Origin of the sequence: Brevibacterium sp., from assembly GCF_052105255.1 — a bacterium.
Classification (GTDB): domain Bacteria; phylum Actinomycetota; class Actinomycetes; order Actinomycetales; family Brevibacteriaceae; genus Brevibacterium; species Brevibacterium linens_B.
The window spans coordinates 15,862-28,547 of the sequence record NZ_JBQDYQ010000043.1 but is presented as its reverse complement, the minus strand read 5'-3'; the positions used below and the strand labels follow the sequence as shown (position 1 = coordinate 28,547).

Genomic DNA, 12,686 nt, shown 5'->3' with positions numbered 1-12,686 from the left:
GGCGGCCCAGCAACCTCGCGCGCGGTTGCTGGGCCGCCGTCAGGTAGTAATTGGGGGTGGTTCGTTGGGGGTGGGGCTATGGTGAAGGCACTACGGTCAACTCCGCGTCGGTTGAGAACATCATGAGCAGCACCGGTCTGTTGGAAGCCGGCCTGCTGCTGGCCAGCTTCGTCCTGTGTTCTCTCATCGGCTTCGAGCGGCAGTTCAGGCAGAAGGCCGCCGGGTACCGCACTCACGTGCTCGTGGGCATCGGCACCTGCGCCTTCGCCCTGATCTCCGCGTATGGATTGCCGGAGTGCTCGAGAACGACGTCCGCCTCGACCCGTCACGGATCTCCGCGCAGATCGTCTCCGGAATCGGCTTCCTCGGCGCCGGAGTCATCTTCAAGGGACGCAACACGGTCCGCGGACTCACCACCGCCGCGACGATCTGGGTCACCGCGGCCGTCGGCATGGCCTGCGGCGCGGGAATGCTGCCCTTGGCCGCGATGCTCACCGCCCTGCACCTGTTCACGCTGTTCGTCATTGCGCCCCTCATTCGCAAGATCCCCAACAGCGACCACCGCAAACTCCTGCGCATCACCTACCACGACGGGGCCGGTGTCCTCCGCGAGATCCTCGCCCTCGCCGGCCGAATGGGATTCGCGAACACCATCGTCGATTCGTGGCGCTTCGAGTCCGCCGATGGGACGCGAATGGTGCGGGTCCACGTGAGTTTCGACGGCAAACGGCCGCTGCACCTGCTCGTCGCACCGCTCATGGAGCTGAGTGGAGTCGAAACGGTGAGTATGCGCGAAGACCGCGTCGACTCAGTCGATGATGACGGCGATTCCGTCTGAGTAGCAGACAGACTCAGAAATCGACGCTCGAGAGCACGGCCTCGATTCCGGTCCGGACCCGCATCCGGGAAGGCTCACCGAATACGGTCGCATGAACGACGGCCCCTTGGATCATGGCCAGCAGCCCCGCACCATCGTCTACGGAGTCGTCGGAGGACTGGCACTGGCGCTCATCATGCAGACCTGGTTCGGGATCCTGCAGGGGAACTTCGCGATCAATGCGCTGGCAATCGGCTTGTCGATCGCGGCCACGGTCGGCCTGATCAACGGCTTCGTATCCCTCATCGGCCCTGCCGGCATCGCGATCGGTGCGGCGCTCACCATGCTCATCGGCAATCCGATCGCCTCGCTCAATCAGCCGAAAGAGTTCCTCGCCGGCTCCTGGGGCGATATCGGTCAGTTCTTCGTCCCCGGCGCGGCGGTCACGCTGCTGCGCGTTCTCTGGTACTTCCCTGACGCGCCGTTGGCGCCCCAGTGGTGGGTGCTCAGCGCTTGGCTCGTCGTCGGCATCGCGCTCATCCTCGTCGGCCACGTCATCGCCCACAGGAAGGCGCAAGCGGCCGCCCACTGACAAGCTGGCGCGTCGTTGGACTCCCATCGATCCTGGTCTTCGCTTGAGCGGAGGACTAGGCTCGGTGGGAGTCTGTGGTTTCGCATGTGAGACCGAGAGGATGACATGGTGGCATTTTCCGATGTGACGATCTGCCGCACCTGCGGGGTGGAGACGACGACGCCTCCGCCTGCATTATGTCCGATCTGCGAGGAGGACCGGCAATGGGTTCCGGCCTCCGGCCAGCAGTGGACGGCTCGGGCAGACCTCGAATCCGAGGGCCATCGCATCAGCACTGCGGAGCGGGAACCGGGCCTCTTCGCCATCCGCGTCGAACCGAAGCTCGGGATCGGGCAGACCTGCTATCTCGCCTGCACCGATTCCGGCAATCTGCTCTTCGACGTCCCCGCTTATATCGACGCCGAGGCGGTCGCGGCGGTCCGCGAGCTCGGCGGAATTGCGGCCATCGCCGCCAGCCACCCGCATATGTTCGGCACCCAGCTGGAATGGAGCGCCGCCTTCGACGATGCCCCTGTCTTCGTGTGCCGGGCCGACCTCGAATGGGTACAGCGGACCGGGCCGGCCATCTGCCCCTATTTCCACGAGACGGAGCCGGTTCCGGGAGCGCGACTCCGGCGCGTCGGCGGTCATTTCCCGGGCAGTGCGGTGGCGATGTGGACGGGCTCCGACGGCACCGGGGTCATGCTCAGCGGCGATTCGATCGGTCCCGTGGCACGGTCGGGATGGGTGACGTTCATGCGCAGCTTCCCGAACTATCTGCCCCTGTCGGCCGCGGTCGTCAGGCGCATCGCCGCCTCGGTGATCGATCTCGACTTCGACCGCATGTACGGCAACTTCGGTCAGTCGATCGACTCCGGGGCGCACTCTGCGGTGCAGACCTCAGCAGAACGCTACGCCGAATGGGTCTCCGGCGACCACGATCACCTCACCTGAGTCTCCCCCGACGGTCCGTCAGTGCGAACCGAATACGGCCCGCCGGTCAGCGGGACCGGAACTGCGCGGTGACGGGGCAGTCGAAGGGGTCTGCTTCGCCGAGGCCCACCCGGTTGAGGTAGGCGATGATGATCTTGTAGGACTCGAGCAGAGTCGTCTCGGTGTAGGTGATGTCCTTCTGACGGCAGTATTCGCGGACCATCGGCTGCACCCGGTGCAGGTTGACGCTCGGCATGCTGGGGAACAGGTGGTGTTCGATCTGATAGTTCAGACCGCCCATGAGGAATCCCATGAAGCGACCGCCGGAGATATTGCGTGACATCAGCGTCTGACGGCGCAGGAAGTCGATCTTCACATCTTTGGGAACGATCGGCTGACCCTTGTGGTTGGGAGCGAATGATCCGCCCATATGCACGCCGAAGACGGCGAGCTGGACGAGGAAGAAGGCGCTGCCGATGAGGGGACCTGCCGCCCAGATGGCGAGCGCGGGGAACCCGATGAGGCGGATTCCGATGAAGACGCCTTCGATCCAACGACGTTTGATCGACGACTGGCCGCGGACGATGGCTTTGACGGATTCGACGTGCAGCTGGAGACCGGCCAAGGTCAGCAGGGGCAGGAAGAACCAGCCCTGACGTGCGGCGAACCATTTGGCCAGGCCCGTGCGTTCACGTGCATCCTCAGGAGTGAAGACGAGGGCGTTGGGAGCGATGTCTCCGTCGACTCCGGCCTTGTTCGGATTGGCGTGGTGAAGCGCATTGTGCTTCTTCAGCCACCATCCGTAGCTCAGCCCGATGAAGAGGTTCCCGATGATCGTCGACACCCACTCCCCCACTTTTCCGCTGGTGAAGATCTGTCGGTGTGCTGCGTCATGGGCGACATAGGCGGTCTGGGTGAACAGTGCGCCGAAGACGACTGCGGTCGCCATCTGCCACCAGCTCTCACCGATGAGGAAGAGCATGGCGAAGGATGCGACGTAGCCGAGTCCCAGGAGGACGAAGCGCAGGGTGTTCCAGCCCGGCCGTCTGGCCAGCAGGCCCGCTTCTTTGACTTGGGCCATCAGCGCGCTGAAGTCGCTGGTGAATTCCTGTTCGGCGGTTCCCCTCTTCGCTCGCCTGCGCTCGAGCACTGCGGCCCGCGTGGCCCGATCCGGTGCCGGAGCCGACAGTTCGGTCGCAGTTGGGGAAGTCGGTTCGGAGGTCATGCGGTCAGACGGGTTCATGGTTCCCACCTTATGGATGTCCGCACCGTTTTTCGTCACCCCTGGGAGCCGTTCTTCACCCCCTACTCGGGTAGGGGGTCCGAGCTGAGGACAGGTGCAGAACTCAGCTGTTGGGGACGATAAGACCTGATTCGTAGGCAGCGATGACTGCTTGGGCGCGATCTCGGGCATCGAGTTTGTACAGGATCCGGGAGACGTGGGTCTTCACGGTCTGCACTGCGATGTGCAGACTCGCCGCAATCTCCGTGTTGGACGCTCCGCGGGCGACTTGGATGAGGATCTCGCGTTCTCGGTCGGTGAGTTCGGGCAGCGCTGTGCGGTTGGGTTTCTGTCCTCCGGTGGCGAAGTGTTCGATGACCCGTTTCGTCACGCTCGGCGCCAGGAGCGCTTCGCCTCCGGCGACGATGCGGACCGCCTCGGCGAGTTCACTGGGCGGGGCATCCTTGAGGAGGAAACCGCTGGCCCCGGCGCGGATGGCATCGAAGACATAGTCGTCGATGTCGAAGGTGGTGAGCATGATGATCCGGGTCTCGGCATTCGCGGCGACGATCGTGCGGGTTGCTTCGATTCCGTCCATCAGCGGCATTCGGACGTCCATGAGGACGATATCGGGGTCAAGGTCGGCGACGAGATCGACGCAGTGTGCACCGTCTTCGGCCTGTCCGATGACCTCGATATCTGCATGAGCGCTCAGCAGCGCGGCGAAGCCGGCGCGGACCATCGCTTGGTCATCGGCGATGACGATCCTGATCATGGGGTCTCCTGGTCCTTAACCGAAGTGTCCGTGACCGGTGTGTCGGCGCTCGGTTCACCGTCGTCGGTCGAGCGTTCGCGGGGCGAAAGCGGCAGCACTGCTTCGACTTCGAAGCCTCCGTCGGCAGTGGCTCCGCTGCGGACCTCCCCACCGACGGAGGCTGCCCGTTCGCGCATGCCGATCAGTCCCTGCCGGCTGTGCTTCTCGTGTTTCGCGGCCTCGCCGGGCCCGTCGCCGTGGTCGTTGGTGACGCTGATCCAGACGGCTGAGCTGCCACCGCGGATGCGGATGGCGATTGCAGAGTTGCGGGCGTGGCGGATCGCGTTGCTCAGGGCTTCTTGGATGATGCGGTAGCCGGCGAGTCCGGTGCTGTCGCGCATGAGGTGGTCGATCGGTTCGCCGCTGCGTTCGACGGTGACCTGCACTCCGGCCTGTCGGGCCTTCTCGATGAGCGGGTCGATCTCGGAGAACTTCGGCTGCGGCGCCAGTTCGCCTCCGCCTTCATCGTTGCGCAGGACGCTGAGCAGTCCGCGCATCTCGGTCAGCGCTGTGCGGGCGGAGGTGGAAATGTCTTCGAACTCTTTGGCCACTTCTGAGTCGATCCCGGCATGGCGGAACGGTGCGCTGGAGGCTTGGATGTTGATGATCGACATGCTGTGGGCGACGATGTCGTGGAGTTCCCTGGCGATGCGGGCCTTCTCCTCGATGGTCACGCGTTTGGAGTGCTCCTCCGCGGTGTTCTCCTTCTCCTGGACCAGTTGGGAGCGGATGAGCTGCCATTGCTGGATGATCACCGCGGCGAGGTAGACGCCGCCGGCGATGCAGGAGTAGATGAGTATGTTGACGATCGCGGCGTCGGTGCGGGTGTCTGCGACGATCAGATGAGTGATGAGCACCGCGGCCGCCGAACCTGCGATGCTGCCGAGCAATGCGGCCAGGGCCACTCCCCAGTGGGCGCGGACGCCGATGATGAGGATGATGACGATCTGAGTGATCATCATCGGAACCATCCACGGCCACGGCACACCCGACACGAGCGGTCCCAGCAGCGGCAGCACAGTGCAGGCGGCGATTGACATGATCGTGCCGAAGAGCGGGCGCAGCATGGACAGCGGCATGGACCCGACATGGACGATGGTGACGACGAAGGCCAATGCGACGGGGGCCTCGTTGACTGAGACGGCGATCGACGATTCCACCGCGAGCATGACGATGGCAAGAACGATCACCGCGACCCAGGCCAGCGCCTCGGGGTTGAGTCGACGGTTCGGGGGCATGAACCTGTCGAAGACTACCATCACAGACACCCGGTTCCCTTCTGTGATTCCGGCCGACCGTTGCGATCATAGCGCCTGTGCTGCTTCATCACCTGTGAACGGCACATAGTGGTCAGTTCCCGGCCCGGAACCGAGAACTCCCCGTTCAGCTTCCGCGGATCCCGTCGGCCAGGTGCGCATGCCGAGTTCCCGCGAACTTCGCTCGGCTGCCCCAGGACAGCACGAGGTAGAGCACGAAGGAGATGGCGAAGGACGGGATCGTCGCTCCGATCGGGCTCGGAAAGGCGTAGGTGAGCACGTAGGAGGCAAGAGCGCCGAGGATCCATACGCCTACGGCCACCCAATTGATTCCACGCGTGTAGGAGTAGTCGCCGCCGGAGTCCTTGAGGATGTCGGGTGAGTAGGCACCGCGTTTGATGATGTAGTAGTCGACGATGAGGATGGCGAAGACGGGGACGAAGAACGCCCCGATCATCGTCAGGAAGTCGGTGTACTGGTCGAGCAGGGCCAGCCACGTCGACCCGATGATCGAGATTGCGCCGAGGATGAGCGCCGTCGGCAGGAACTTCAGCTTCGTCCTGCTCTGTGCGCCGACGACGGAGTTGACCATTCCGTAGACGACCATCGTGTTCGTGGCCATGACCGAGAGGAAGATGACGATGGCCAGTGCCCACCCGAATTCCGCGGCCAGAGCCGTCGGGTCGAATTCGGCCGGGTCTCCCCCGTCGAGCAGGATGAAGCTGAACGCGGTGAGACCCAGCAGCATCGCCAGCACGGTCGAGGTCAGGTAGCCCAAACCCGACCCGACGATTCCGGCCTTCTGGGTCCCGGCCAAACGGTTGAGGTCGCCGGAGAGCACGGTCCAGGAGATGGCTGTGGAGATGACGATATCGAGTGCGAGGACCGGAGTGAACTCGAGCTCCGGCAGGCTCTCGATTCCTGCGTATTCGCCGGGTGAGTGCCCCGAGAACGCGATGACGAAGACATAGGCCATGACCAGCAGGATGAGGAGAGCGAACCAGGGTTCGGCCTTCTCGATCCCTTCGTGGCCGAGGATCGCCAGTCCGACGACGAGCGCCTGGCAGAGCACGGAGAAGAGGATCGGGTTGGAGAATCCCGTCGTCTGGGCGACGACGTAGTTGACGCTGATTCCCGCCAACATGGCCTGCACCCAGCTCCATCCCATGAGGATGATGACGTTGGCGGCGACGGGCAGGAAGCTGCCCTTGGCGCCGAAGGCACCGCGGGTGATGGCCATGGTCGCCAGGCCCGTGCGGGTGCCGATGTTGCCGATGAGCGTGAGCACGATGGTGCCGATGAGCGTGCCGACGATGATGACGATGACCGCTGTGGTGAAGTCGACGCCGGGGACAAACAGGGTTCCGGTCAACAGGGTCGTGACGACGAGGTTCGCGGCCAGCCAGATCATGAACATCCGTCCCCCGCTCAGGGTTCCGCGGATGACTCCGGAATCGTGGCCGGATTCCAATCGCTGTTCCAAACGGCGGTACCAGTTCACTGCGCGATCTCCTCGGCGCCGGGCTTGCTCTCGGCGGTCCCGGGCCCAGCTGCCGACGAGCCGTCGGCAGGACCCGGGACCATGGAGAGGTGTTCGTGGATGGCGATGAGTTCACCGTCACCGAGGCGGCGGAAGACGATCGATTCGCGTTCCCGGTACGATTCCCGCCCGCCTGCGGTGTTCACGGTCGTATCGACGGTGTGGGAGAAGACGGCTCCGCCGGGGAAGGTCTGCACGAGCTGATTCGACGAGGCGCAAGCGGCCACTGACCAACCGTCGGCCAACCACGAAGCCCACTCCCTTTCATATTCCGCACGAGTGTTCAGGCGTCGCGCTTCGGGGTGGAAGACGAAGGAGGCGTCCTCGGCAAATCGGGAGAAATACCACTGAGTGTCCGTGGCGGCGAAGGCATCGACGATCGCCGAGGCGGCCGTGAGCACATCGAATTCGCTGGGCTCCGGTGTGGATTCGTTCATGATCGACGGCGACCTTCCGCAGACTGAGAGAAGGAGTATGCCGCGCTGAGTCCAAACGACTCACGTGCGGCCCGATGAAGCTGAATGACACACTAACGAGTCTGTGATCGTCCGCACTATCCGCGATGGACGAATTCTGCCCTCAGTTGTACGAAGCGGCGAATCGGCGACTGAGTCCTTCGGCTGAACGTCACTGTGAGTTCATCTGCCGAATGGACCTGATCGCACCAGGTGACATGCATGAATTTGAGTCGCATGCCCGTGTGCCGCCGGACATTCCCCGGCTGACGTCCGAAGGAGAAGCTGAACCCATGAGTGCAGAACTGATCTGCGTAATCGTCCTCGGACTGATGTTCGTCATCGGAACCTGGCGGGACATCAATATGGGTCTGCTCGGCTTCATCGCGGCCGCCGGCGTCGGCGGCCTCGTCCTGCACCAAGCGCCCGAAGAGTTCCTCGCAGGATTCCCGTCGACCTCTTCCTCACGCTCGTCGGCCTGACCTACCTCTTCGGCTTCGCCCAGAACAACGGCGCGATCGAAGTGATCGTCCGCTTGTGCGTGAAGCTCGTCGGCGGGCGCATCGGACTCATGCCCTGGATCTTCTTCGCACTGACAGTTGTCCTTATCTCGCTCGGGGCACTCTTCGCCGTGGCCATCATCGCTCCACTGGCACTGTCGTTCGCGCGGCGTCATAGGATCAATCAGTTCATGGTCGGTCTGCTCGTCGTCCACGGTGCCCTGGCCGGCGCGTTCTCGCCCATCAGCGTCTACGGCATCTTCATCAACGACTATCTGACGAAGAACGGCCTCACCCCTGCGCCGCTGACCTTGTTCCTCGCCCCGTTTGTGTTCAATACCGTCTTCGCGGTCGTTATCTGGTTCGTCCTCCGTCGCCGGCCAGGACTGCGCGCGGAGGCAGATGGGGCTCACCCCCACCCCGAGTCCGAACCAGACGGCGCAACGACCATCCGTCTCACACGCTCTCAGATCCCAACCCTGATCGGGCTCATCGCGATGGCGCTGTCCGTGATCATCTTCAGCTGGGATGTGGGCCTGGTGACCATCACGATCTCGGTAGTGCTCGCCGCCGTCGACCCTGCCGCCGGCAAGGCCGCGATGTCGAAGGTCTCATGGTCGATCGTCATACTCATCTGCGGAGTGCTCACCTACATCGCCGTGGTGCAAGATGCCGGAGCCGTCGCATGGGTCTCGGTCGGCATCTCAGCGATCGGCGTACCCCTGCTGGCAGCGCTGCTGTTGTTCTACATGTCCGGCCTGATCTCCGCGCTGGCGTCGTCCTTGGCGATCATCGGTGTCGTCATCGCCCTGGCGGTGCCGTTCCTCGAGTCGGGCGACGTGCATGTAGGAGGGTTCGTCGCGGCGCTGGCGATCGCCGCGACCATCGTCGACATCAGTCCGTTCTCGACCAACGGCGCGATGCTCCTGGCCAATGTCCATCCGAGCATCCGCGACCGCTACTACAGACAGATGGTCGGCTACGCCGGCCTCATGTGCTTCATCGGGCCAGGACTCGCCTGGGTGGTCGCCGCGGTGCCGACCGTGATCAGCGGCTGAACCGGCGGGGTCGCCGGAACCCGCTCTCTCACATGTGCCCGGTCGTGAGGAACTTCTCGTGCCAGGACAGAGCCTCGGCGAGGATGTGCGGGGTATGCCGACCGGTCGGGTTCGCCGCGATCGCACGTTCGAGGTAGTCGGTGAGACGGTCCCGGTAGTCCGGGTGGGCGCAGTTGTCGATGATCTTCCGTGCCCTGGCCACCGGCGGCAGTCCGCGCAGATCGGCCAGGCCCCGTTCGGTGACCAAGATCTGAGTGTCGTGTTCGGTGTGGTCGATATGGCTGGCGAACGGCACGATCGCAGAGATCGCTCCCGCTTTGGCCTGCGAGTTCGACACGAAGAAGTTGAGGTAGGCGTTGCGGGCGAAGTCACCGGAGCCGCCGATGCCGTTGATGATCGACGAACCGCTCACATGCGTGGAGTTGACGTTGCCGTAGATATCGGCCTCGACCATTCCGTTGATGGCGATGATGCCGAGCCGGCGGATGGCTTCCGGGTGGTTCGACATCTCCTGGGTGCGCAGCAGGATCCTGCCCTTGTACGACTCGATCCGGTCATTGAAGTCCGCTGCCCGTTCGGCGGAGAGTGAGAACGCCGTCGCCGACACGGAGGCGAGTTTTCCGCTGTCGATGAGGTCGAGCATTCCGTCCTGGATGACTTCCGTGTAGGCGGTCAGTCCCTCGAACTCACTGTCGGCGAGATTGCCCATCACCGCGTTGGCGACATTGCCGACTCCCGACTGCAGCGGCAGCAGTTCCGGCGGCAGCCGATCTGCGGCGATCTCATGGCGGAGGAAGTCAACGAGGTGGTCGGCAATCTCCTTCGAGTCCTCGTCGGCAGGTTTGAACGGCAGGTTCCGGTCCGGAGCGTGAGTCTGCACCACGGCGACGACTTTTGCCGGGTCGACACGCAGATAGGGATCACCGATGCGCTGCATCGGCTCGAGCAGTTGGATCGGCAGCCGCTCGGGCGGGCGACGGGTTCCGTAGTAGACATCGTGGAAGCCTTCGTACCCTCGGGGGTGCCAGTCGTTGACTTCGAGGATGACCTTATCGGCCAGGTCGAGCCATGTCTTCGAGTTCCCGACGGAGCTGCCGGGCACCAGCAGACCGTTGGGCAGGATCGCTGCGACCTCGACGACAGCGACGTCGAGGTTGCCGTAGAAGCCGAACCAGGCCTGCTGAGCCGAGTGGCTGAGATGGGTGTCGACGTACGCAGTGTCACCCGAGTTGATCGAGGCCCGCATCGCCGGATCGGATTGGAACGGCAGACGTTTGCTCACCGCGTTCGCCTCGGCGAGTACCCCGTCGAGTTCCGGCGCCGTCGATGCTCCCGTCCACAGCTCGATCCGGAAGTCCTCACCCCGATCATGGGCGGCCTGAGCACGTGCGGCTACCGCCCCCGGGACTGCCTTCGGGTACCCGGAACCGGTGAAACCGCTCATCGCCACGCGTTGCCCATTGTCGATATGGCGGGCCGCCTCCTCAGCGGTGACGGTCTTCGTGCTCAGTTCGGGGCAGATGATTCTCGACATGACTCGCAGTCTATCGGGCTGCCGGGGGCCCGGCCGAGGCGGTCCCGCCGTCGTTGTCCCGGCCGAGGCAGCCCCGCCGTCGTCGTCCCGGCCGCGGTGTCCCGCACATTGGGTCTGTGTGGCTTCTCCACTGCCGCCAGCTTCCTCCTGCCGCCGACGATGCGGGTTCTCAATGAGCGGTTCCCGCAATTGCAGACGCAGACGATCGAGGCCGAACCCGGCAAGTGCTTCGACGACCGGCGCTACCGGAGATGCGGATGTAGGCATCGCCGACACACGGTCGCAGGATCTCCACCCGGTGCGCCGAATCCCGATCAGCGGTGACAATTCCCAGTCGCGACACATCACGGCCGTCACTCGGACCGGAGCGGACGCCCGAGAGACAGTGGCGTTCGCTCTCGAGACGCTCTCAATCGAGACGCAACATCTGATGAGCCGCCTCGCGGCCGACCTCGGGGACTGAACGCAGAGTTCAGAGCGCTTATCGGACGACTCGGAAGCCGATGTTCGAAGCCGAGGAATCCGGTGTGTTCGAGGAGCGGGCGGCCACCCGATAGCGGTTGCAGTAGGAGTCGTGGCACAGGAACGATCCGCCGCGCATGACCCGCTTGTCTCCGGTCTCGGGGCCGCGCGGATCGGACTGCGGGGAATGCTGGTAGTAGTCGCGGGCGAACCAGTCGGCGCACCACTCCCATACATTGCCGACGGTGTTGAACAGACCCAGACCGTTGGGGGCGAAATGCCGGGCCGGCGCGGTGCCGACGAACCCGTCGTTGAGGGTGTTCGACCGCGGGAATTCGCCCTGCCAGATATTGCAGTTCCATTCCCCGTCGATGAGCAGCCGGTTGCCCCATGAATAGCGACGGCCCTTGAGCCCTCCACGGGAAGCGAGCTCCCATTCGGCTTCGCTGGGTAGCCGAGTGCCGGACCACGCGCAATAGGCACAGGCATCGTCCCAACTGGTGTGGACGACGGGATGGTCTCTCCGCTCGTCGACGGTGGATCCGGGCCCTTCGGGCGCTGCCCAGTTCGCTCCGGAGACCTCGACCCACCAGGGCACGCCCGGGGCATGGCCGAGAACGTGCCCCGCCGCTCCCGGATTGGCCTCCAACAGCATGCCGAACACCGCCGAGGTACCCAGTCGTTCTGCCGTCGTGACGAATCCGGTGTCGGCGACGAACCGCGCGAAATCGTCGTTCGTCACGCTTGTCGTTGCGATCTCGTATTCGGTGAGTTCGACCCGGTGTCGCGGCCCCGCGCCATCGGCAGGATGCCCGTCACCGAAGGGATCGCCCATATCGAAGGCACCGCCGATGGTGACGAAGTCGAAGCCGAGTTCCGAGCCCGGCCCCGATGTCACGGCCCGGCCCCGATGTCACGGCCGGGCCGGCCACACGGATCGTCGGACGACTGTCCGCCGCCTCGGCGCGGGTGGCTGCGGGCGCGCAGCACGACTGGCCGCTCTGCGCCGCGGAGGCTCTGCGATCTCCGCTCTTCGTCACGTGTGAGTGCCCCTTTCGTACCGGGTCCGCCTCAATCTGGTGCGGACTCTGGGATCACCTTATGACGAAGGCCGAGGCCGGGGACACTCCGGTCCGGAAGTCAGGCGAAGAGACTGACTCCGCCCGGTCCCACGAGGCAGCCGACGACGATGAGGACGATGCCCCACAGCAGCTGCTTGCGGAAGATCGCGAAGATGCCGGAGATGACGAGGATCGCCGCAATGATCCAGAGAATGAAAGCCATGATTGCTCCTTGAATAGTCAGAACCTCGGTCGAGGTGTGCTCATCCTTGCACAGAAGAACGGGTGAGACACGGCCTTCTTCGCCAACACGCCGATTCGTCCGCAATCGTGACCGGTCCATGACTCTCCCGATGATTCCCACCCCGCCCCCGGCACCCGAGAGCGTCCCTTCTCGCCTTAACCGTGCCGACATCGTCTAGGATGAAAGTCCAGCGCCGGTCACGCCGATCACATCGGCAGG

Annotated in this window: 11 protein-coding genes and 2 pseudogenes; 5 read left to right on the top strand and 8 right to left on the bottom strand. The window is 64.2% G+C overall.

Annotated elements, in window-relative coordinates; translation table 11 throughout:
* Positions 1-122 precede the first annotated feature (122 nt).
* The 4 genes and pseudogenes from ACTIIH_RS11875 to ACTIIH_RS11860 all read left to right on the top strand — a co-directional run.
* Positions 123-242 (top strand): annotated as a pseudogene (locus tag ACTIIH_RS11875) (MgtC/SapB family protein); the annotation flags it as partial.
* 53 nt (positions 243-295) lie between these two features.
* Entirely contained in the window at positions 296-838 is a 543-nt protein-coding gene (locus tag ACTIIH_RS11870; protein WP_441451971.1) for an MgtC/SapB family protein, read from the top strand.
* A 91-nt stretch (positions 839-929) separates the two neighbouring features.
* Entirely contained in the window at positions 930-1,409 is a 480-nt protein-coding gene (locus tag ACTIIH_RS11865; RefSeq protein ID WP_441451969.1) for a hypothetical protein, read from the top strand.
* A gap of 105 nt (positions 1,410-1,514) precedes the next feature.
* Positions 1,515-2,342: a hydrolase gene (locus ACTIIH_RS11860; RefSeq protein WP_441451967.1), complete on the top strand. Its 828-nt coding sequence runs from the start codon at positions 1,515-1,517 to the stop codon at positions 2,340-2,342.
* Positions 2,343-2,388: 46 nt separating this feature from the next.
* Here ACTIIH_RS11860 and ACTIIH_RS11855 read toward each other — a convergent pair whose 3' ends face one another.
* The 5 genes from ACTIIH_RS11855 to ACTIIH_RS11835 form a co-directional block, all read right to left on the bottom strand.
* A complete protein-coding gene (locus tag ACTIIH_RS11855) occupies positions 2,389-3,564 on the bottom strand; it encodes a fatty acid desaturase family protein (RefSeq protein ID WP_441451966.1) in 1,176 nt (391 codons plus the stop codon).
* A gap of 103 nt (positions 3,565-3,667) precedes the next feature.
* Complete coding sequence (locus ACTIIH_RS11850; protein WP_167195044.1) at positions 3,668-4,318, bottom strand: response regulator; 651 nt, start codon at positions 4,316-4,318, stop codon at positions 3,668-3,670.
* Positions 4,315-5,595, bottom strand: a complete 1,281-nt coding sequence (locus ACTIIH_RS11845) for a sensor histidine kinase (RefSeq protein WP_441090926.1) — start codon at positions 5,593-5,595, stop codon at positions 4,315-4,317. Before ACTIIH_RS11845 ends, ACTIIH_RS11850 begins: the two co-directional genes overlap by 4 nt.
* A 145-nt stretch (positions 5,596-5,740) precedes the next feature.
* The gene (locus ACTIIH_RS11840) at positions 5,741-7,114 is read right to left on the bottom strand and encodes a purine-cytosine permease family protein (RefSeq protein ID WP_441451964.1); all 1,374 of its coding nucleotides are present in this window, start codon (positions 7,112-7,114) and stop codon (positions 5,741-5,743) included.
* The gene (locus ACTIIH_RS11835) at positions 7,111-7,590 is read right to left on the bottom strand and encodes a YybH family protein (protein WP_441451962.1); all 480 of its coding nucleotides are present in this window, start codon (positions 7,588-7,590) and stop codon (positions 7,111-7,113) included. The genes ACTIIH_RS11840 and ACTIIH_RS11835 overlap by 4 nt, the downstream gene beginning before the upstream one ends.
* A 125-nt stretch (positions 7,591-7,715) precedes the next feature.
* On the opposite strand from ACTIIH_RS11835, the pseudogene ACTIIH_RS11830 reads away from it, so the two are divergent.
* A pseudogene (locus tag ACTIIH_RS11830) lies at positions 7,716-9,166 on the top strand (SLC13 family permease).
* 28 nt (positions 9,167-9,194) lie between these two features.
* On the opposite strand, the gene ACTIIH_RS11825 reads toward ACTIIH_RS11830, so the two are convergent.
* From ACTIIH_RS11825 to ACTIIH_RS11815, 3 genes are all read right to left on the bottom strand, one after another.
* Complete coding sequence (locus tag ACTIIH_RS11825; protein ID WP_441090930.1) at positions 9,195-10,700, bottom strand: acetyl-CoA hydrolase/transferase family protein; 1,506 nt, start codon at positions 10,698-10,700, stop codon at positions 9,195-9,197.
* A gap of 481 nt (positions 10,701-11,181) precedes the next feature.
* Positions 11,182-12,060 carry a formylglycine-generating enzyme family protein gene (locus ACTIIH_RS11820; protein WP_441451960.1) on the bottom strand — a complete coding sequence of 293 codons (879 nt, stop codon included), beginning with the start codon at positions 12,058-12,060 and terminating at the stop codon, positions 11,182-11,184.
* Positions 12,061-12,302: 242 nt separating this feature from the next.
* Positions 12,303-12,446 carry a GPGG-motif small membrane protein gene (locus tag ACTIIH_RS11815; protein ID WP_441090932.1) on the bottom strand — a complete coding sequence of 48 codons (144 nt, stop codon included), beginning with the start codon at positions 12,444-12,446 and terminating at the stop codon, positions 12,303-12,305.
* Positions 12,447-12,686: the final 240 nt, after the last annotated feature.

Bases quoted from the DNA above. Each gene is read 5' to 3' on its own strand.
- ACTIIH_RS11865 (WP_441451969.1), top strand. From the start codon at position 930: ATGAACGACGGCCCCTTGGATCATGGCCAGCAGCCCCGCACCATCGTC.
- ACTIIH_RS11860 (WP_441451967.1), top strand. From the start codon at position 1,515: ATGGTGGCATTTTCCGATGTGACGATCTGCCGCACCTGCGGGGTGGAG.
- ACTIIH_RS11855 (WP_441451966.1), bottom strand. From the start codon at position 3,564: ATGAACCCGTCTGACCGCATGACCTCCGAACCGACTTCCCCAACTGCG.
- ACTIIH_RS11850 (WP_167195044.1), bottom strand. From the start codon at position 4,318: ATGATCAGGATCGTCATCGCCGATGACCAAGCGATGGTCCGCGCCGGC.
- ACTIIH_RS11845 (WP_441090926.1), bottom strand. From the start codon at position 5,595: ATGCCCCCGAACCGTCGACTCAACCCCGAGGCGCTGGCCTGGGTCGCG.
- ACTIIH_RS11835 (WP_441451962.1), bottom strand. From the start codon at position 7,590: ATGAACGAATCCACACCGGAGCCCAGCGAATTCGATGTGCTCACGGCC.
- ACTIIH_RS11825 (WP_441090930.1), bottom strand. From the start codon at position 10,700: ATGTCGAGAATCATCTGCCCCGAACTGAGCACGAAGACCGTCACCGCT.
- ACTIIH_RS11815 (WP_441090932.1), bottom strand. From the start codon at position 12,446: ATGGCTTTCATTCTCTGGATCATTGCGGCGATCCTCGTCATCTCCGGC.